9 protein-coding genes are annotated in these 23852 nt (G+C 26.9%); 6 read left to right on the top strand and 3 right to left on the bottom strand.

Features of this window, described 5'->3' with window-relative positions:
* Positions 1-3: 3 nt before the first annotated feature.
* On the bottom strand, positions 4-6663 hold the full coding sequence (locus ACXYRP_RS00795) for a beta-N-acetylglucosaminidase domain-containing protein (protein WP_458615010.1): 6660 nt from the start codon (positions 6661-6663) through the stop codon (positions 4-6).
* A 229-nt stretch (positions 6664-6892) separates the two neighbouring features.
* Here ACXYRP_RS00795 and ACXYRP_RS00790 point away from each other — a divergent pair, with 229 nt between their 5' ends.
* From ACXYRP_RS00790 to ACXYRP_RS00770, 5 genes are all read left to right on the top strand, one after another.
* Positions 6893-7972 carry a DNA cytosine methyltransferase gene (locus ACXYRP_RS00790; protein ID WP_458615009.1) on the top strand — a complete coding sequence of 360 codons (1080 nt, stop codon included), beginning with the start codon at positions 6893-6895 and terminating at the stop codon, positions 7970-7972.
* Positions 7956-8219, top strand: a complete 264-nt coding sequence (locus ACXYRP_RS00785; protein ID WP_458615008.1) for a hypothetical protein — start codon at positions 7956-7958, stop codon at positions 8217-8219. The genes ACXYRP_RS00790 and ACXYRP_RS00785 overlap by 17 nt, the downstream gene beginning before the upstream one ends.
* Positions 8200-8664: a DNA-methyltransferase gene (locus ACXYRP_RS00780; protein ID WP_458615007.1), complete on the top strand. Its 465-nt coding sequence runs from the start codon at positions 8200-8202 to the stop codon at positions 8662-8664. Before ACXYRP_RS00785 ends, ACXYRP_RS00780 begins: the two co-directional genes overlap by 20 nt.
* A complete protein-coding gene (locus tag ACXYRP_RS00775) occupies positions 8651-8971 on the top strand; it encodes a hypothetical protein (RefSeq protein WP_458615006.1) in 321 nt (106 codons plus the stop codon). The genes ACXYRP_RS00780 and ACXYRP_RS00775 overlap by 14 nt, the downstream gene beginning before the upstream one ends.
* A 425-nt stretch (positions 8972-9396) precedes the next feature.
* A complete protein-coding gene (locus tag ACXYRP_RS00770; protein ID WP_458615005.1) occupies positions 9397-9909 on the top strand; it encodes an HNH endonuclease in 513 nt (170 codons plus the stop codon).
* A 30-nt stretch (positions 9910-9939) separates the two neighbouring features.
* Here the strand turns inward: ACXYRP_RS00770 and ACXYRP_RS00765 are convergent, their stop codons facing one another.
* Positions 9940-15855 (bottom strand): beta-N-acetylglucosaminidase domain-containing protein, encoded by a 5916-nt coding sequence (locus ACXYRP_RS00765; protein ID WP_458615004.1) that lies wholly within the window; start codon positions 15853-15855, stop codon positions 9940-9942.
* Positions 15855-21056, bottom strand: coding sequence for an MGA_1079 family surface serine endopeptidase (locus ACXYRP_RS00760; protein ID WP_458615003.1), 5202 nt, complete (start codon positions 21054-21056; stop codon positions 15855-15857). The genes ACXYRP_RS00765 and ACXYRP_RS00760 overlap by 1 nt, the downstream gene beginning before the upstream one ends.
* Positions 21057-21373: 317 nt before the next feature.
* Between ACXYRP_RS00760 and ACXYRP_RS00755 the strand changes: the two genes are divergently transcribed.
* Positions 21374-23818 (top strand): N-6 DNA methylase, encoded by a 2445-nt coding sequence (locus tag ACXYRP_RS00755; protein ID WP_458615002.1) that lies wholly within the window; start codon positions 21374-21376, stop codon positions 23816-23818.
* Positions 23819-23852 lie beyond the last annotated feature (34 nt).

Genomic DNA, 23852 nt, shown 5'->3' with positions numbered 1-23852 from the left:
AGATTATTTCTTGCGCTTTTTCAAAATAATTCATACAAAGATACCAACAATACTTAAAACAACTAATGAAGCAACAACAGCACCTATAATAGCACCGCTATTACTTGATTTACCAACAGGTTTTTTATTTTCTTCTTCTTTTGCTTTATCTTTTTGCGTTTGTTCTTGCTCAGTTTTTGTTTTTAGATCATTTTCAAACTTAGTAAGTTCTGCTTTAAAGTCGCTAAGTGATTGTAAGGTTTTGGTAAGATTTTGATATTTAGTTTTCAAATCTTGAGCTTGTGCATTATTTGTAGGAAGTTTTGCAAGCATATCTTGCACTTGTTTATCAAGAGCATCAAGTTCCTTTTGCTCTTTTTCAGCTTGTGCATCACGATCTTGTTTTTCTTGGGCTAATTGTTTATTAATTGCATCTTTAACTGCTTTAAAATCATTAATATCAGTGATTGAATTAATTTTGAAATTAAAGGCTTCTTGTTTATTTGTGTCAGTTACTTGTTTATTTAAATCAACTACTTCTGCCTTAGCAGCATCGAATGCTTTTTGGTTTTGAACTTCAAGATCATAAGCATTATTTGCATTGGCTGTAACAGTATTAAACTCTGAAACTTCCTTAGCAGTTTCTAGTTGCTTAATTAGATTATTACGTGTATTAACATCTTTAATTTTAGTTACGGCTTCAGAAGCATCTGCGTAAGCTTTTGCTCGCTTATCTGCTAGTTGTTTAGCTAAATTACTACGGATTTGTTTGATAATATTGCTAATATCGTCTTTGGTTGCAGATGATATTTTGCTTGCAAAATCAGCTTTATCATCTAAATTAGCAAGCAATGAATTAGCAAAGGTTTTAGCAGCTTCTAATTGATTTTCTGAAATTACCAAACTTTCTTGTGCTAATTCCATTCGCGCTTGTGCATCTTTGATATCTTGTTCACTAACACGGTTAATATCTTGTTGTGAGTTTTTAATTTGATTAAAGACTCTTAGGTAGTTATCATATGAATCAGGTGTATAAAGATTGTTAGTATTTTCAATTTGCTTTTGAGTTAGTTGTTCATAGTAGTAGATCAAACGATTACGTTCTGAAATTGATTTTTGAGTTAATGCTTTTAGATTAGTTAAAGCATTATTTACTTGATCTGCTGTTACATTAGGATTTGCAATAGTATAATGTTGCGAATCAACTAAGTCATTTAATGCTGAAGCAAGTGAACTAAAGCGATGTTGGTAGAGATCGGTAAATGCATAGGTGTTATTTTCTAAATAATCATTGTATGCTTTTAGCATCTTAGAACGATTCGAAGCAACTAGTTCTGTGAATTTAGTTTTATATTGGTTATTTAAATCGCGGTATCCAAGTGGATCAAGATCATCAGTTGCTAACTTAGTATTAATTTGATCTACAATTGCTTTTAAAGATTGATAAGATTCATTAGTATAGTTAATTTTATTTAAGGTTCCAAAATTATTAACATTAAGCAATGCTTGTTGATATGGAAGATCAGATTTTACTAATTCATTTTTAGCAGTATCGTATGCACTTGAAAGATTAGTTACATCAGTAGCAGAAATATTACCTTTATTTTTAAGAGCATTTTGGATATTTGATAATGCTACATCATATTGAGCAAATGAATCTGGAGTATATAAAATATTATCAGTATTTGTTACAGGTTCTTTTATTTTGGTTTCTAAATCAGATGTATTAGTTGCTTTTGTAACAGCTGAATTTTTAATACTATCTGCCATTGCTTTAATTTCATTAACAGTTTGTTGGGTTAATAATTCATCAGTTGCAGCAGCAGTTGTAGCTAATGCTTTAACTTTATCATAACTTGCTTTAGTTGCATCGGTTCAACTATCATATTCTGCAGGATTGGTTTTGATAGTATCTAAATCAGTTTTAGATGTATTGCTAGATTGATTTTTGAAGAATCCAATAATTTCAGCTATCTTAGGTTTATTAGTAGTTCATTTAATTTCAATGAATGTGATTGCTTTATTACTTTCTCTTGGTACTTTAAATTCAACTACATTATTAAATAAAGTTCCTAATTTAGTTTGTGTCGCAGCAGCAGATGTATTAGAAGTATCAATGATATTTGCATATACTTCAGCATTTGAAGGAACGCCTTCGCTTACTATTCTTAGATCACGACGGTTGAAATAATCTTTTTCCACATATCATTTAATATTTCCACTATCTGATTTAGGTTCGTAGTAGCTATGGATGTCTGCATCTAACATCTTATCTGGTGTGGTATTTTGTGAAGTTTCTGAATATGATGTTCCGGTAAATCTTGGATCATTATCTGCTGCTACATATTCACCATCATTAACTAAAATTTGATTAAAGGTTAATTTTCGATCAGTTGGATAATTTGCTTTAATAGTAAATTTAATGTATCTAGCTTTAGTATTAGCGGTTATATTAGATGATGCTCAATATTTTACATCTGGATGGTTTGGATCATCTGTTGCATTATTAGTTTCACCTAATCTCGAATTTGAATCGGTATCAGCAGTAGAATCACCGATGGTTAACACATCAGTTCATGAAGAAGAAGAAGAAGTAGCTACACTAACAACCAAATCTCTCGGATAGTCTTTGGTGTATTTATCAGCAAAAAGTTTTAATGATTTTAAAGTTACTTCGCGACCCAAATCAAAGATTAGATTATCATCTTTAACTGGTGGTTTAGCAAAAATAACTTTGCTATTATAATCTCCATCAAAAGCATTTTTTAAGGTTCCAAAATCAGCATTTAAGGTTCCTGAAAAAAAACTTCCATATGGTTTATATTCCACAATATGTGCTTTTAAATCTTTAAATTGCATTGATATAGCACTACTTGATTCATCGGTTTTGGTGTTCTTAATACGAACATAACGCATTTGTGTTGGCGATGCTAAAGTATCGGATGTCATATCGGTTCAGATGTATCCATCGGTTGAGTATTGTGTTTTTAAGGCTGAATCTGGCGATGTTCCGATGTCTTTATTAATAGTATCAACAGTATAAACATTTCCTAGATCTAATCCCACACTTTCATCTTTATTTAAATTAACAGCAGTTGCGGTTTGTGGTGTTGTTTTATTAAATAATTCAAAGGTATCACCATTTCTTTTGGTTAAGAAGTTATCATTTGATGCTGGATGTGATCCAAGATACTTATCAGTAGATTGTTCGATTTCAGTATAACTAATATCACGAATTCTCCAAGGAGCATCGATAGTTTTATTTGCTTTAATACGTACACCGGTAACAAGTCCTCATTCAGATGGAATTGATACTTGTTGGTCTTCAGATACTGATGTTAATTCAACTTTATTAGTATCTGGTGTTTGATTATTTATCTTAGGAAGAATAATAAGATTTGGAACTAAACCATTTGGATCTTGTTTAATATTCAATGTAGATAGTTGCACCGGACGAGTGAATTCGATATCAAAATAATCATTTGCTTGGATGTTTTTATCACTAGCAGCATGATCGATAATTGCTACAGTATTTGGATTTGAATCAAGTGCATTATTAAAACTACTTGAACGATCTGGTGTTAAGGTTGAAGAAATTGATAATTGTGGTTTAGCTTTATAATTTGGTCCATAAACAGCGATATCATTAATTCTTCATCAATGATTTGTAGTTGAATTTACTTTAAATCTAAAATCTTGTGCATTTGCATAACCACTGATTGCTAGGATATTAGAGTTGTTATTATTAGTATTTAATGTAGTTGAACCAAATTGTTTTCATTGAGTAGAAGTATTAGAATCAGATGGATCTTTATACTCAACAGTGATTGATGATACGACATCGGTATTAGTAGTTCATCCTTGTTGTAGTTGGATTTCAGTTACTACTTGTTGTGCATTTAAAGAGAAACCTAAGGTTTTACCTTCAGAAATTCTATTATCATTTGAACCAGAAGTAGTTTGTGGATTTGAAAATTGTGATTCAGTATTTTTATTTCCATCAGCTAAATTAGTAGTATTATTATTTTTATTAATTAAAGTGGTATTGGTAGAATTATATGTTACATTAGAATATTTTTGTGGGTTTTGTGGGTTTGGACGAAATTCTAATAAACGCATCCATTTTTTTCGTCCATTACCTGTTTCTTTATTAACTAATTTCACTGCAATTACATTATCAATTGGACTAAAAATAAAATCTTTTCCATATACATCATTATTTGTATAAGAAATATTAGTAGTTTGATTATTAGGTGAAGTATATGATGTTATATCATTTCAATCAGTAGAACCTGCTAATTGATATTGTAAATTTGAAGTTAGAAAATAATCTTGATTATTTGCTCAGAATCTTAGATGAACCCCTCATAATGTAGTTGGTTCACTAAACTTAGCACCGATGTAATCACCGGTTTTAAGAGTAGATATTGTTCCATCATGTGAATTTTGATAAATAATTTGGTTAGTATTAAATGGTTTGAAAGCATCTTGTAGGTTTGTAGAACCTGATGGATATTGCATATTAGTTATAAATGTAGTGGTATGTGTAGTTGGTTGTAAAGTATATCCATCAATTTTACTGTCTGCTCAGTTCATTAATACATCAGCAAGTGGTTGGATGTATTGAACAGCAGGTTCTACTTGGATTAATTGTCCAGATAACACTACTTTGTAATGATTACGAGCATCATAAATTACATCTTTTGCAGCTTGCACTAGTTGTACAAATTCATCTTTGTTATTATTTTTAAATTCAATAACGGCTTGTAATAATGAAGAAACTCCTTTAGTAAGTTGTTGGAAAGATTGTAATCATGGTTTGATTTCAACTAAAAGTTGCGGGATATCTTTTGATGTTAATAAAGTGTTTAAAGAACCTAAAATAGTTTGAAAAGGTTGAATCAGTGGATTTACATCTGTTGCTGTCACAGTATCATTATTTAGTTTTTGAACTAATGTATTTATAGGTTGTTGGATATTTGCTGATTCATCTAAATCTGGTTCTGGACTAAAAACTTGTCCTTTGTTAACAAGGTGTTTAGCTACTTCTTTATATGCTAAAGAAACTGGTGAATCTTGCTCTGAGTTATTAATTGAATGTTTAAATGCTGCAGATAATACCTTATTAATTTCATCATCAGTTTTTCATTTCTTTCATCCATAGTTTGCTCCACCAAACATTGCAATCTTTGAAGCTTGTTCATGTGGAGATGCATTTAAAAATAATCCTGTAAATTTAGTAGTATCTGGATTTGGTTTTAAAAATGCTTTATAACCACCTAATATTAATTTAGATTGTGTAGTTTCTGTATACGGTCAATTAACTCAAAGAATCGGACTGTTCAATGTATATGATTTAGATGAATCTGAAGAATTAGTATGGTTGATATATGAGTTAGTAAATGTATCATCTACAGTTCGTTCACTTCCACCACCCATAATTACTTGAACTTCTGATGGGAAGTCTTTAAAATATTCTTCTCCAGTACCAGAATATTCATTAGCTAAATATGGAAGAGTAACATTTAAATCTGGATAAACTTGTTTTTCTAATTTCAATCAAGCAACTAAATCACTTAGCAATTTCTTTTGCTGTGTTTGACTATCGTTGTTTTCTGGTGTTGCTACAGCACCAGATGCAGCTTGCCCTGAACTGTTTTCAGAAACAGAGTCTGTTGCTTGTGCAGCAGGAGCAGGATTATGAGTAATATTAGTACTTCGGGTGCTTTCAAACGGTTTATTAGGTCCATCGGCAACTAATCCAACTTGACGTACACCAGCATCGATAACTTGTTTAAATTTAGCTTTAAGTTTTTCAAATTTCTCTGCATAGTTTGCTTTGGTAAATGCATCAGTTCCTACAAATGGATTTAATGTATAAATAAAACTTACCTTTGTTGCAGCAGATGTAGAAGCTAAATCCTTAATTTTAGTTAATTCATCTACTGTGTTTAATGTAGATCATTGAGTATTTGTTTTTAAATCATCTTTTGGTGCATAAAAGTATGCATTAAGTTTATAGTAACTTCCTCACTTCATATAATCTTTAGAAGCATCTAATGATCATCCATCACCATAGTATCCTTGGATAATTCCACGAGTTGCTACATCAGCTCAGTCCTTAATTTCAAAGTCTCTGATTTTGCTTCCATCAAGTTGTTTAAAGATATGTCACAAAGTGGTAGCACCATCAAAGGCTGCCTCGGTATTTTTAGCAACTAATGTAATGTAATTAGTTGTATAGTTGCTATCTTTTACTGATTTGGTATCTAATTGATATGATTCAATTTTTGAATCTAATACAGTATCAAAGGTGATTCCAAGTGATTTAACTTGGTTATCAACCAAGTTATCAGAATCATTTCTGATTCCTACTAAAATATTTGTTTTACCAGGGATAACTCTACGAGTTTGACTATAAGTAAGATTTTTGAGTTTTAAAACTTCCTTGAAGCGATTTATGGTTGCATTATCAATACCGTCTTCAAAAACGATATTTACATCATTAGAGATTAAAAAATTTGAATTTTGATATGTAATGCTTTGTACTCCAGGGTAAATTTCATATGTAGTATTATTTGATGTTGCTGGTGAACCAGCTGACACACCAACTGAGATACTTGCTATCAAACCGACACTACCGGCAGCAGCAAGTAAAGTTTTAACTTTCTTTTTTAAATTCATATTACCTCGAATAAATATTAAAGGTATATAAATATATTGAGACTATATATAAGTAAAATCATTCAACTTATATATATATATATATATACGGAGTAATTATAGCATTTTCGAAAAAATATCTATATTAGCAGCAAAATATTTATCATAAAAAATGATAAATTTTAGCAATTTATCTTATTTATAAGAATCAATGATTAAAATAAGATATAATTAAAAATAAAGGAAAAAAATGAAGTATAGAATCTTAGATTTATTTTGTGGAGCAGGTGGATTTTCATTGGGATTTGAACAAAATACTAATTTTAAAACATTAATAGCAGTAGATTTTGATCAAAATGCTACTAATACTTTTAAAAATAATTTTCCTGATTCAGAAGTTATTTGTGGTGATATATCTAATATAGATATCAAAAAACAGATAATCAAAAAATCAAAAGATGTTAATATTAATATGATTATCGGTGGCCCTCCATGTCAAGGATATAGTCTCAAAGGAAAAAATTTAGGATTTGATGATCCAAGAAATTTCTTATTTTTAGAATATTTTGATATTGTAAAGAATATAAGTCCTCAGATTTTTATCATTGAAAATGTTAAAAATCTACTGAATGCACAGAAAGGATATTTTATTAAGCAAATTTATCAAATGTTTACTGATTTAGGTTATTATGTTTCTTATGGAGTTTTAAATGCAAAGAATTTTGGGATTCCACAAAATCGTGAACGTGCAATTATTATTGGATGCAAAGATAAAGAGATTTTGCTCCCCAAATCTAATATTGATAAACACATAAGTGTTTATGATGCTATTTCTGATTTAAATTATCTGAATTCTGGTGAAGGCAGTTTTCAAAGTGAGTATCTATATAAACCACTAAGTAGTTACCAAAAAAATCTAAGAGGAGATAAGTTGTATAATCATATTGCAACTAAACATTCAAATATCGCTTTAGAAAAACTTGCTATGATACCAGAGCAAGGGGATAAAAGTTTTTTACCTAAACACCTATGAGGTAAACAACAATTCAACACTACATGAGCAAGATTAAAATGAAATGATGTATCCCCCACAATTGATACCCGTTTTGATACTCCATCAAATGGAAGAAATTCACATCCGGTATTAAATCGTGCTATTACTCCAAGAGAAGCAGCCAGAATCCAAAGTTTTCCAGATACTTTTATTTTTTATGGTCCTAAAACAAGTATCTGCAGACAAATAGGTAATGCAGTTCCTCCAATGCTAGCTAAAGCGATAGCAGATTATATTGATTTAGAAATGGAAGAAATTAATGCAAGAAAAAATTAGAATCTATCATGCTGATGCATATGAGATGATAAATCAGCTTAAAAAAGAGAATATTAAAGTTAATCACATTATCTGTGATCCCCCTTATAATATATCAACAAACCATAATTTCAATACCTTGAATAACCAGCGACAAGGGGTATATTTTGGATCATGAGATATCGATTTTGATTTGTTTTCTTGGATTAAACCTTATTCAAAGCTAATTAATAAAAATGGAAGTTTTATTGTTTTTTTGTTCGTATAAATATATAAGTTTCATCATAAAAGAATTAGAAGAGGTAGGATTTATAACTAAAGATGTTTTAATTTGACAAAAGAATAACCCGATGCCCAGAAACATCAAGCGTCGCTATGTGCAAGATATGGAGTTTGCCATCTGAGCCGTTAAAAAAGGTTCAAAATGGGTTTTTAATAAACCAGATGATAAAGTCTATTTAAGATCCTTGTTTTCTTTCCCGATTGTATCAGGAAATGAAAGAAGTAAACATCCGACACAAAAAAGTTTAGCATTGATGCAAGAAATTATAAATATTCATACAAATACAGATGATGTTGTTTTAGATCCATTTATGGGGAGTGGAAGTACAGGAGTTGCGGCGATAAAAAATAATAGAAAATTTATTGGAATAGAAATTGATGAAAAATACTATAAGATAGCAGAAAAGAGATTATTTGATGATAAAGGTTAGCAAGTTATTAGATCAAGATATTCATCCTTTTTTATACGGGATGTTAATGAGTAGAATTTTAGTTTCAAAAGATAATAAATACTTTGCTGCTGTTAGTTCATATCAAGAATCCAAGAAAGTTAATTCATCAAAGCAAGAATTTTTAATGTATTCTAATCAATATCTACAATTTATCAAAAACCTTGATACTAGATACAACTGAATTGATTATCATAAATATATACAAAACTATAAATATACTAATTTTGCTTTCAATGGAAAAGAAAAAGCTATTTTGTTAATACAAAACGATCTAAATTTAACTTAAAATAATCTTTTTAATCGTTTATATTCTAAGATTTTTCAAACATCAGATTTTAATGAAAGCGAAAGTATAACAGGACCTAAAAAATGATTTATTAGAGGATTTTTTGAAAGTAGAGGTAGCATAGATACATCGCTGAATTTTTTAAGTATTGATTTATTTTATAACAGTAAATTTCAGCTCAATAAGATCAAATTATTAACTGATGTATTTAATATTCCAATATCAGTTTTGAATATCAATTTTAGACAACTACAAAACAGTTTGTTGAAAATATTAATCGACGAAACACACAATTAAGAATTAATTTAAAGTGATATATAAATCAGATCGGAATTATAAATAACTATAAATTTAAAATCATTTTAAGTAATTATTCGTTTGGTAAAGCTATAAAAATAGATGAATTAAATTTCATTGAATGTCAGTTGTCATATCAGAATAAACCTAATAAATTAAATTCTGTAATTGATTTCTCTATTTCACTGGTTTTAGATAAAGATCTATCATCATATGATGTTAAAAAACTAAGAAATGAATTATTTAAAACTGAATCACTAGATATAAAAGTAAACCGTAACAGACAATTAGTATCTTACATTTTGTTGAATACTCCTGATGTTTGCTATGGGTGCATCAATCGATATCCACTTGAACATAGAACTTTTATGCACAGAAAAACAAGCAGAAATTATTTTGAAATTCATCATAATATTTCACTTTCTAATAATCAGATGCTAGATAACATAGATAATCTGGTGAAATTATGTCCTGTTTGTCACAGTTGCTTAAAGAAAAATGTCGGAACTGAGTTAGAACAAAAAAATATAATCAAGAGTATTCTTAAAAATGCTGAAAATTTAAAAGAATTTGCAATTAATTTCTTTGATACAAGCAATATAGACAAGGTAATCGACTACATTTATCAAAACCTTTGCTAATACACAAGACAATTACACAAAATCAACATCCTAGGATGTTGATTTTCTAGATTTTGAATTATTTTTCTTTGAAAAATATCTATAAGCAAAGTAGTAGGTAAATAAAATAGTTGGTGTAATTATTAGAGCAAGAATAATCGGTAAACCAATATTCAAGAAATTATTAGGTTTTTCTCTGATAATTTGGCTATTTACATCATCTAAAAGATTATTTCATTGTAATTCAGTATGTATATTAGCTTTTTTGTTTAAAAATTCTGATTTTTTCTTTGAATCATTTACTTTATTGATTAGAGTAACTAAATCATTCATCATTTTATTGTCGGTATTTATTACCCTTTTAATAGCATCTATTATCCCGAGTAATTGTTCTGATGAATTTCTAGTTTTTACAATGTTATAATAAAGTTTTTTCTCATCCGAAAAAGTAATTTCTTCCACTAATTTATTTATACCATCTTTGTCTATTTTACTTTTATAAACATCTAATTGTTTTAGTATCTTTTCGATATCATCATATTTTAAGGTATTATTTTTAATTTTATTCTCAGTATCTTTTGATAAAGCATCCATTTGTTTTATTACATCATTTGAAAAAATATATTTATAGTTCGGATTGATAAATAACTTTTGCTGCAATGAATGAATTTGATTACTTTTATCTAGTGTAAATTTGTTAAACAAGTTATTTAGATAATTGATATTAATATCTCTTGCAGTTTGTGATGTATTTGGATCAGTTATTATTGCATCTTTAACTATAAATTCATTATTTAAATCTTTTGATAACTGCATTCAATTTGGTCACTGATTTTTTAAAATATCAATAAATTTATTTTTAATACTGTTTTGATATGTTTGAATACTATTACCATTTTGGTTATATTTAAGTTGTTGATATTTATCGATAAACGTATTATTTAACTCTTTATACTCTTGTTCACTTGTATTTAAACTTAATTGTTGATTAATATTATCAACAACATCCTTAAGTTCATTTAAACTTTCTTTTGTATAAATATTGGTATTTAAATTTTTAAATTCCCTTAAATCTAAACGAACATTTTCTTGATTATAAATGGAGTTTTTTAAATTATCTTTTGCTTGATTATAAAGATTGATCAAATCATTTGCTGCATTTATTGATATTTCAGTTTTGCTATTAATAATATCCAAAATTTTGTTATAGATAGTTAAATATTGCTCATATGATAAGTTTGTATATTGATGCTGGCTATTATCAACTTTATTAGAAATTAATGTTGATAATTGGCTTAAATCCACTTTTGTATGAGCATTTGAAATAATATTATTAAGTTTCAAAATCATATAATTAATAGTATCTTGATTTAGGTATTCCGAAGCATTTGCCAATTGTGCTTTAGCAAATATTTCATCATATGCTTGCATATCTACATTAGTTCATTTTGGATAATTAACATCTTTTGCTGCAAGTAATTTTTCTAACTTGGATTTATCAACATTGATTGGTGTATCGGGTTTATCGACAAAGACAATTTGAGAAATTTGTGGTATTAAATTGCTTCAACTTATCTTGATTGAAATTATTTTATGATGTTCATTAGTAGGTAAAATAAATCCGGTGCTATAAGCAAGTAAATTGCCTAAAATAACGGTATTTTTAGTTTTATTTTGCTCATCATAAATGGTTGCTGATACTTGTGCATTTGCAGGGGTTAAAGCAAAAATTTCAAGATTTTTGTTTGTGTATGTATCATAACTAAAATCGTATGTTAAGCTGCCATTTTCAGAAATAGGTTTATAAAAAGTATCTAAATTTTGGTCAAGTAGATTTAAAACACCATAATCTTTTTGTGAATCTATATTTGTTCCAGAAAAACCCTCGATTTTATTATTTAAAATATTTTTACCATCATTAATAACTATTTCGTTAAAGTTTAATCCGTGATTTTCTGGATAGTTATCATTAATAAAGATTTTGATATAACGGGCATTTATATTTAATTTATCTACACCTCAATAACGATAATTTGGATATTTAGCATCATAGAACCCATAATCTGTATCAGATAACTTATTAAAGGTAAATTTAGTATCATAAGTTGGTGTTGAATAGATTGTAGTTCAATTTATATTATCGTTTGACACTTGGATATCTGCATTTCTTAATCAGTTGATATTATTCAAATCTGAAAAGATTTTTATTGAATGTAAATTAATATTTGAACCTAAATCATAGGTTAAAAAGTCGCGTCTGCGTAAGTTTTTGCTAATTTTAACAACAGAATTAAAATCAGAATCAAAGGCAGCATTAGTTTTGAAAGTATCGGTTGAATTATTGCTAATGTTAGTGTCAATTAATCTGCCAAAAGGTTCTTGGTTTTGTGTGTAAATAACCATATGATTAAATGCTGCAGTTGCAATTTTATCGCTATTGTTAAATAAAATTATGTATCTAGCAGCAGTATTTGGGTTATATTCAGTTCAATCAATACCGTTAACCGATGTAAGCAAACTGATATTCTTGTTTTCAGATCAATATAAGTCGATATTTGCTATTTGATAATTTTTCTTTAAGTCAATTCCAATATAATCGCCCTTATTAAGTTGATAATTATGATTTTGACTTTGAGTATCTAAAGAAAATAATCTAAATGTTCCATTATATTCAGAAGTTGTAATATTATTAGAATTTTTTAATGATGTATATAAATACTTATTGGTATTATCACCATTAAATTCGACATCAAAAGATTTTATTTCTCAATAACTCTGTGTATTTTGAGTTGATAAAACTTTGATTCCGGTCAAAATACCTGTATTTATAGGTAAATTTATTTTTGTCAAATCATCATTTAAAGATACATTATCTAAAATATTAACAGTTTCTCCATTTAAAATCCCTTGAACTTTAACATTTGAAAGTTTATTATTAGGATTTTGTAAGATACTTATTGAAGCAACTTTACTTGGATATTTAAAATCTACTTTAAAACCTTGATTTGCATTTATATAACCGTTATTTGTATCATTTGCTAAAACAGCTGAAGTAAATTCAGTTTTATCAGTAATAAAACCAATAGAATTGTTTTGATTTGAACTTCTAACATTTTCTCGGCCTAAAATTCTAGTTCCTTCGAATCCTGGTGTTAAAACTTGTTTTTGATTTGGGTTATCATAACCTACCCTTAATCTAGTAATTCTTCATCAAGAATTATTAACAGTAGTGTTATTTACAAATCTAAATTTGTTAGTTATTGCATATCCATGAGCTTGGATGTTAAATGAATTACCATAATCATTTTTTGAACTAAAAAGTTTTCATGAATGCGATGCATCATCATAATATTCTATTTTAAAGTTACTTAGACGATCTCTACCGTTAGGTTGTCCTTGGATTAAATCGATTCTGGTTATTAATCTTTTTTCTGGAAGCATAAATGCAACAGATTGATTTTGTAAGAATGCCGATGTATTACTATGTGCCGAAAATGCTCAGTTGGTATTAAAATCATCATCCTTAATTGAATCGATGCTTCCTTCGCGTTTTCATAAATCGCTTGATTCATCGGTTGTATCTTCGGTATAATCATTGTGATTGTTTTTATTTGCATCAAGTTGCTCTTGGTTAATTAATAAGTTTGTTATACCTAATCAAGCCTCTTCGGGGTTATTTTGTGTTGCAATAAGTCTTACAGCACTAACATTTTTGATATTTAAGTTATTTAACTGAATAGGTTCGATGTTATCATGAAATCTTTGATAAATTTGATTATTAACATCTGTTCAGATACCATTAATTGATCGATATTGTAATTTAGAATAAAAGAAATGATTGCGCCCATCTTTCATTTGTATATAAATAGAATTTAAAGTTAATGGTTTAGAGAACTCAACACCAAAATAGTCATTTTTATTAATTCTATTAGGGTTAGTAAATAACATTTGATCTTTGTTTTGTGGATCAAAAATATTTCCAGCACCAGTATTTGGCATATCAGTTCGACTAGTTATAAATGTTTGTTGTACATCATTTATAGTTGTTTGATGAAAATGAAGTTTTTGATTTTGGATATCATCTAAGGTAGATAAAAGATAATTTATAAAAGGTTGTAAAATTTTAGGACTAATCTGAGGATTAATTGTTGTTTGATTTACATTAATTTGATGTTTAGTATTTGCTTTAATAAGGTTTTTATGTGCTAAAAATAGGTTATTAGCAAACTGGTTATCTGAATTAGTTTTAAGATTAATTAATGCATTCAAAGAATTTATAAGAGCATTATTTAAGTCGATAAATGCATTAATTCAAGGAGAAAAAGTTGTGATAAATGAATTTTGAAAATAGTAATCTACAAGTTTGTTTAAATTATCATTTAATGAATTAAAATAATTTTGGATATCTAAAACATCTTCAATATTGTATTTTTGAGAAGATAATAAACTTTGTAAATTTGTTAGTTTACTTTCTATATCTGTATTATTGCTTCGATCCTTTATAAAGATATTGGAAGCAAAATCTTTGAATAATTTGATAAGTTCTTTGTTTTCTAATTTATTACCGATGATATCATCAAGAGCAGTGTTATAAAGTTGTTTAAAATCAGCATTATTAGCATTTCACAAGTAGTTGCTTAACATGTATAAAGGAATTTGTGCATTTTCAAAAAATAATGATGGATTTAATAAAATCCCATTAATATTTTTATATTTATCTATATTAGTTGTAAATCCACTGAGATCAAAGTTATTTTGAGCAGATGTTGAATTTAGAGAATTGTTTCATAAAATAATATTTTTGTTATTTATTAAATTAGCAAGATTATCAATAAAATCTTTATCATATGAATCTTTTGTGGTCGTTATAATCTTAAAATCATTCGGAATATTTGCAAAAAAGTTTGTTACATCAGCTGCAGAATTTGCAACATTATTAGCAAAGTTATCGATGATATTAAGGTTATCAAGTAAGATATAAATATCTTTATTATCTATCTGTAAGCCTTGATATCAATTGTTAAATCTACTAAAGAACTCTTGGTATATGTTTAAATTTATCTCGCTGCTGTTATTAATAATAAATCCGAATTTAGTGATTTTATTAGCAATTAGTTGCTGTATTTTTGCTTTGAAGTTCTCAAAATCACTACTTAATGATTCACTAGTCATCTTATTGTTTTTAAATATATTGAAAATAAAAACAGGTTGTATGTTAGATTTTAAACTCTTATTAACAAAAGGAATTAAAAATTCATTAAGTTGTTTATCATCATATAATTGTTTTCAATCAGAATTAAGGTATTGATCGTAATAATTACCATAAAAATACATATTAAGTTTGTGTTTTTGAGCATAATCAAGGTATTTAAAGCGTTCATTATTGCTTCAGTTGTTATTTTCTGTAGCTTCAATGATTCCGCGATCCTTGTAATCTGAATAATCTTTAATGATAAAACTTTCAATGGTGCGGTTTTGTAGTTGGTTAAAGATTTGAGTAAATGTTGCGGCTGCATAAAATTCTGATCCTTGTTTAAAACCAAAAGCAGTTATGATATTATCTCTACTTGTTAATAAATACGCATCATTTTTAAATTGAATATCATTGTTAAAATCAATATCATTTGCAATCATATTATCTACTAATTTATCAGAATTACCTGAATTTCCGATAAGAATATTAGTTTTGCCAACTTCAATTTGTTTGTCTAAGGAAACTTGAAAATTCTTAGTTTTAAAAGAATTTTGCAATAAATCAATAGCACCATTAGAAATACCATCTTCAACAACCAAGTTGATTTGGTTGTTTAAAACATAATTTTTGTATAAATAATTAATTTCTTTAACTTCTGGATCAATGTTATAACTAACATGCGATGTATGATTTTGTGTATACGAAGCAGAAACAAAAAATAAAGAAGAAAGTCCTAGAAATGGAAATAGTTTTTTAAATTTACGAATTTTCATTATTTCTCCTTTATTTGCTTCATAAACCAAGGCAAAGCATATTTGTTTGGATTCACTGCATTTGCACGAATAATTTGAGAAGCAAATGAGTGTTTGTTTTTAAGTTCAAATGGGTGTTCACCGTTTCAGTTAACTCCAAAATAGTTGTAATTTAATGCATCATAGTTTCAACTTACCGAGTAGAGAAAACCAACACCAGAATTTCATAAGGTAGCAAATGAATCATCACCGATATATCTACCAGTTCCGGATGCTCCAGCACCTGAGTAAAATGGAGCATAATTTTGTTGGTATCCAACATCCATCCCTAATGTTGAATCAACATAGTATCGAGCCGGACGGTGATCAAAAATAGCTGTTTGATTTGCTCTTGGATAACTAATTGATGCAACATCTTTTGTTACAGGTGAATTCATATTGTTATATTTTCAGGTGTAATTAATTTTTGCATTATTTAATTTAAATCAGTTTTCTAAATATAAGGCTAAATCAAATTTGCCTTCGTTTCTTGCTTTTGCAATTTGTTTATTAATATCTACAATAATAATAGTAGCATCGAGTCGTTCAGGGGTACGATTAGTGTTTAATAGTGGATCACCATTATTGTTATATTGTTGAATCCCGATTCATATGGTGGTTGCCTCATTACCACCTGCACTTGTATAATCGGTTCATCCATAGCGACCACGTGTTGCATATGTAACTTCTTGTAAAAATGGAGCAGATATTGTGATATCACTAGTTCTAAAGAATAAGTTTTTACCTGATATTAGCGAAAAATCTCAAATCCCACTTGATTGGGCATGATGGTTAGTGATTACATAAAATCTTCCATCGTTTGGATCGTTATTAACCTTACCAAGCATTGATGCAGTAGCAATTGCTCCTCCAGGGCTATAAGCAATTGATCTACCGATAATTGCACGAACTAATTCACTGTATTTACCATATTCTTTTAATCGAATTGATTCAAGTTGCATTTTATACCCATCATGAAATTTAAAGGTAACATTTTGGTTTGGATTATAGATATTATGATCAAAAAGATATTCAGGTTTGTTATAGAATAAATAAGGTTGATTAAAAGTATTAGCCATTATTTTTGAATAATCAAATGCATTAGTATTTCAATGAAAATCTTCTATTTGTTGTGTTGAATCATATTTGACTTTTAAAGTAGCAGCACCATTAGCAAATAAAAACTTATATCCAGATAGCTCTTTTGTTACCGATGATGTTGCATTTCTGGGATCAATTATAATTTTATTTGCTGGATTCTTGGTTCATAAGGCAAAATCGATATTATTATTATTTCAACTTGCTTGTACCATAAATGTAAATTTCTTTTTATTTTTAGTTACATCTACAGCAACATTTACAATTTGCTTTTCTTTAATTTCATCATAATCAAATTCAACATCAAAAGCAGGATTTTCTGTAATACTAATATTATATCCATTTTGTATTATTGCTCCACCGTTGAAACTAAGAATTAATTTACGATTCGATGTGTTTTGTGTAAACATCGGATCAAGAATTTTGTGTTGTAGTGTTCAAAAAATTGTATTTGTTTCTTTGTTTATACTTCACAATGCATCTTTTCAATAAAGTTCAAGAACCCTTTCGCGATGAACATTATTAGGTGCATTAAAAATTGTTCTTAATGAATTTGCATCGTTGTTTGAATAAACAGGATTTTGATGTGGCATTCTTGGATTTTCTGTTTTAAAACCATTTATTTTAAATCAACTTAATGATTTTACATGACCAGAAGCATTGCTTCCATCGAATGTATTAACACCAAAGCGAATATAAGCAGATGTTGCATCAATTGCTTGAATTTCATCGATTCTTATTTCTGAGGCTGGTAAATCAAAGTTGCGATAGGTTAAAATTCCGTTATTACTTTTAATCTTGATAATTTGATTTAAATCATCTAGGTGTGATTGATAGTATGAAATAGTGTGTTTTACAAGTTTATTATTATCAACCGATATATCATCATAAGTAAGGTTATTAAGCATTATTTGTGGATAATGCAGTTGTTGATAATCATTGACAAAGTTTATTAAGGTAAAAGTTTGATTTGGTGAATATCTGCGATCTTGATGTTGCTTATCAATAAAACCGATTCTAAAACTTAAACCTCTTTTTCCAACTAATTTAAAGTCATAATAATAAGTAAAATATCTATTTCTAATACGGTTGATATCATTATTGTTAATCGGATATATAACTACATCTTTGTCATAATTACCTGTTCCAAATGGAATATATGTCGATAAATCCTTATTATCTGTTTTATTTGAAGCACTTCCTGATTCAATTTTAAAGAAATAACTAGCTGTAAAAAAGTGTCTTTGTTGTATAAAATCTCTTGCATTGATGATACTAAAATAATTACTTACATTACCATTACCTCATACTTGTCCATTGACTCTTACTTGCTGAATGTTGGCTTCATTTAAGTTATCAAAGATTCTGGCATCATTTGCATCAATTGCTTTATATCCATCAAAATCACTTTCTGTAAAATTGTCACCATTTTTGGGTTTTATATCAAAAAAGTCTTGTAGTTTAAAGTTAATCATATGAATCGGATTTGCATATAAATCACCTAAAAACTTAATTGGCGCTTCTTTACCATTAATTTTATATCATAAAATTAAATCAGCAGTTGCATTATAATTATCTATATTGATTACATCCTTGATAAAAATCTGATATTTACCAAATTTTGGTAAATCATAAACATCATCAAAAGCTTTTATTGCATCTGAAGCTAAATATTGTGCATGTGTATAATATGCATTATGTTTAAATTTCAAGATGCTATAAAAGTATTCTTTGCTTCCTTTTAATATCTTTTGAATTTCTGCTAAATCCTTAGCATCTTGTTGAGATGTAGGTGCATTATTTTCAAGAAAATCAACAGTATTCAATGTTGGGATAATAGCAGTCTTAATGATTTGTTTATTAAAAAGTACATTAAATTTAAAGTATAGATGCTTGTCTTGATATTTTTGATAACTTTCTATATCAAAGTTAAAGAAGTTTTCGATCCCATTGATTCTGGGTTTAAAAAACACCTTTTTATCAGTAAGTTTGATAAATTCATCCAAGGATAATTTTGATAATGATTCATAATCGACACTGTAAAATTGATCGAGATTGTTTAATATAATTTTGTTTATAAAAGGTTTAATATCATTAGAAAAAGGTATTTCTTTTTTAATTTCTGCTTTAATAAAACGATTGCTTTTTAAAAATACATTTAATGTAACTACAAGGATATTCGGATTATTTTGTTTTAATTCTAAATTACTTACATCAAAATCAAAAACATCATCATCGCCTTCGTTTAAGAAGACACGATAGTTATTTAAGTTTATTGAACCTGAATGTAAATATTGATTAACATCATATCCATTTGGATCTTTAGCAAGCGAAACAGTGTTATGTTTTGCTATTTGTTCTAATAATAATGAAGATAAATTATCATATGTTTTATTTATATCTATATTTTTTTCATTAAACCTTTTTAAAGTGTAATAAAAATCATTTAATCTCAAAACATTTGTATCTATGTTTTCAACATCAAAGTCTTCTAAGGTATTTAATTCACTGTTATAAATTTTGCTAAATAATATCGCAGAATCAGATAAAAAGAGATCTAATAATTTTTTAGCATTTGCATGTTTAGCAGAAATAGCATCATCGGTTTTTTGTAGTTCATTTTTAAGATTTTCTAAGAGCAATATAAATTGCAATGGATAATCTTTGAATTCATTAAATTCTTGCAAACTGTCTTTGCTATATGCTCGAGTTTTAAAATAGGTTTTTATTGATGTACTAAATTGATTATTTGCATTTATTTGCCGAATAAAATCTTTCTTTAGTTGAGCAAAATTACTTTCTTGTGCTTTTATTTCATTTGTTAAATATTGAACTTGTAAGGTATTAGCAAGGTTTTTCGATTGATCTAATAAAACATCTTTTTGTTTTGTTGTTAGAAATTTACTTGAATTTATTTTTTGACTTAATGCTTCAGCATATCTAATAATATCTTTTGAACGATAGTTATTTAAGATAATAAAGGATGTAATTAATTTGTTAACTTTTTTGACTTCATCTTTTAGTTCATTTAATGTAGCTAATGAATCAAAATTAGTATTCTTTAAATGAAGATATTTATTAACAACTACTTTTATTACATCACTAAAAATAATGGAATTTTGTTTTCTAAATTCTTCTATTTCTTTGATCTGCTGATTAATATAATTAACAGTTGATAAAAATTGTTCATCTTGGGCATTGACAAATAAAGAATTAGATTTAGTTTTTAAATAATTGATTAAATTTGCATCAAATTTATAATCAATATTCATTGATTTAATTTCGTTGTGATAATTTTTTAATTTATCGTCTAATATCTTCTGTTTTCGTGTTAATTCATCGCTTAGAATTTGATTTAGTTCACTGAATTTTTGATTAAGAGAATTAAAATCCATACTTTTAGAATTTATAAAATTATTAATATTAAAATCAGATTGACTTATTTGTACTTCATTATTAAAACTATATTTACTTAAATTTTGTAAATTCTTATAATTGGAATTAAAAGTTTTTAAATTTTCATTGAGTTTATTTTGAAATTCATTATTTGAAAAAAGGTTAATATTTTTAGGTATTGATTCAAAAATTTGTTGTTTGATATTATTAAAAGAATCATTATTATTTTGATTAAAAATTTTAGTAATTTGCTTTCTTAATTCTGATTGAGCATTATCTTTATTAATTTTCTTAATTAAATTGTCTAAATCATGAAGCAAATTACTAAAATAATTATTTATGTTTTTATAATCAAAAGAAGAAGAATTAAGGAATTTGATAATTTCTTGATACTTATCTTTAACATCATTACTATCTCTTAACTTCTCATCATCTTTTTGCGATTTTAGTTCATTAAAATAAATAACATTTTTTGACAAACTATCGATAAAATTTCTATTTGTTATTAATTCTTTATTTGCTTGATAATCATTTTGTAGTTTATTCTTTAGATTCATAAAATCATCTGGATCTAAAAAATAAAATTTTTGCTTTGGGAAATCATCATTATTATTTGTATTTGCACATGCAGCAATAAAGATAACAGGCGAAGAAGTGGGAACTAAAATAGAAAATAATTTCTTTTTCATTGATATCTCCGATTAAAATATTTTTAGGTGAGAAATAAACATAAATTCATAAAAAATTTATGTAGTTATTTATGGTTATTTTTCATTCATAATATAACATTAGCAAACTAAATATAGTACATTTTATTTTATCAAATTTTGATAAAATTTTATTCCTTTTTTAGTTTATTTTTTTTATTATCTTTATTAAATATATGATGTAAATTTGAATATCTTCATCTTCTAAATAACAATAAATTATAAGAATATGAAAATATCCTTGTTAGATAATGTATAATTAATATCTAAATTGTATATGAGACTTATATGAGGTAATAATGCGAAAAGATAAAAATATAACACCATCAGTTACTGATAAATTACAGCAACTTGGATACAATCTTTCTGATTGAGATGATAGTCAGACTAACAAAAAATTAGATCAAAACATTCTTTTTGTTCTTAATACTGCTTCAAAAAACAAAAATAATCAACCAGGTTATCCGGATAGAATTTATTTTAATAAGAAAACAAATTTATTAATTTTAGTTGAAGAAAAAACAAATATCAAAGATCATTATGATGCTGATATTAAAAAAGGTGCTATTTCAGGGATAAAATGATATTTATCTAAGTTCTTGAATAACTCATTATTTGACAATTACAAAATTTTAGGTATTGCAGCAAGTGGTGATTTATCAACTCAAAATTCTTATTATTTTGATTGTTTTAAAATAGCAAATAATGAAATTTTACATCAAAAGCAAATTAATAATTTTGTTAGTGAAGAAAAATTCTTATCATTATTTTATGATTTTGATGAAGAAGTTGCTATTGCAAATATTACAAAATCAAGTAAGAAAATAAATAAATTATTAAGAAATCTCGATAGTCAACAACGCCCTGTAATTTTATCAATGTTAATGATATCTTTATATAAACCTAAAAACTATCTTAATAATTTTCCTATCACATATAAATATGCACAGCAAGGGATAGATATTTTAAATAGTTTATTTTACACTATACAAGCTATTTTGGAATCACAAGGAATTTCTAAAGAAAAAATAGAAATTTTTAAAACTTATATACAAACATATAAACAAATTAAAGAACTTTCACAAACTAATATCTTAATAAAAATACTTGAAGAAATTGAACATAATATTATCCCTTTGTTTAACAATCAATTTGCTTCTAAATCAAACTATGATATTATTGGTAGGTTTTATGAAGAATTTTTAAAATATGCAGGTGTATCTAATGTTAAAAAAGGAATCGTTTTAACCCCAAAACATATCACATCATTATTTACAAAACTTGTTGATATAAAAGCAAACGATGTGATTATGGATTTATGTTGTGGTACAGGTGCATTTTTAATTGCAGCAATGAATAAATTAATTGATTTAATTGAAAATAGTAATATACCAGACAAAGAAGCAAAAATAAATAACATAAAAGAAAATCAACTTTTGGGTTTTGAAATTAATCCGACAATGTTTATTTGTTCTATTTCTAATATGTTATTCCGTGGTGATGGTAAATCTAGAATTTATAACATTGATTCTATAAATGATAAAAAAAGTGATCAAATTATTGCACAAGTTAAACCAACTATTGGTTTTATAAATCCACCTTATTCAGGCGAAGAAAGTTCAAGTAATCCTACACCAAAAGAGATTACATTTTTAACTAAGATGTTAGATAACTGCAGCAGATATGGAATAATTATTGCTCCATTATCAATGTATTTTAAAGATCCTCATCGTAGACAAATGATTTTAAATAAACATACTTTAAAATATGTTATTAATATGCCATCTGATTTATTTAAACCAAATGCATCAACATATACTGCTATTGCAGTTTTTCAAACACATCTACCACATGATTATAAAAAAGATGTAAAGTTTTATAACTTTGATGATGGCTTAGTTGTCACTGCAAAAGGAAGAATTGATTTATTTGATAAATATGCAGAAAATGAAGCAAAATTATTAGATTTTTTATTCAATAATAATTTTGACACATCCAAAGCTATCAGTGTATCTATTAAACCTGATTCAGAATGAAATGTGCATTCGCATCTAAAAACAAATTATTCAAATTTAACTAAATTCTCTTTTGAAAAAACTATAAAAGAATTTTTGATATTTCAAATCAAAAAAGAAATGGATATAGTTGAAAAAGAAATATCAGATTTTGATTTAATTTGATATATATCTAAATCACAAAAATTTGATAAGCTGTTAAATTATTTGAAAAATAATCCAAAAGATGAAAAAATTGATATAAGTAGTTGAAAAGAGTTTAATATCAAAGAAGTTTTTGATAACCTATATAAACTTGAAAAAGGTAGATTAAAAACAACTCATCAATTAATAAAAGGCGATGATATTTATTATGTTGCTGCTAAAAAGACAAATAACGGAGTTTTAGAAAAAGTTGAATACGATGAAGAATTAGTTACCAAAGGAAATTGCATTGGATTTATCACCGGGGGCGATGGTTCAGGTGGATATAGTTTATATCATCCTGATGATTTTATTGCTAATTCATTTATTACAATTGGAAGATCTAAACACTTAAATATCTATACTGCAATGTTTTTGATCACAATTTTAGATCAGCACCGTTATAAGTTTTCTTATGGTAGAACTTGACAATCAAAGCGATTTGATCAAACATTATTGCTGCTACCACAAACAACCGATGGTAAAATAGATTGAGAATATATTCAAAGTTTTATAGAAGGAATGAAAATTTCAGAATTATTATAATAAATATACAAATGTTAATTTATATATTTATCCA

The organism is Mycoplasma sp. 5912 (assembly GCF_054353835.1).
The sequence above is the reverse complement of the archived record's forward strand: the minus strand, read 5'-3'. Positions and strand labels throughout refer to the sequence as shown.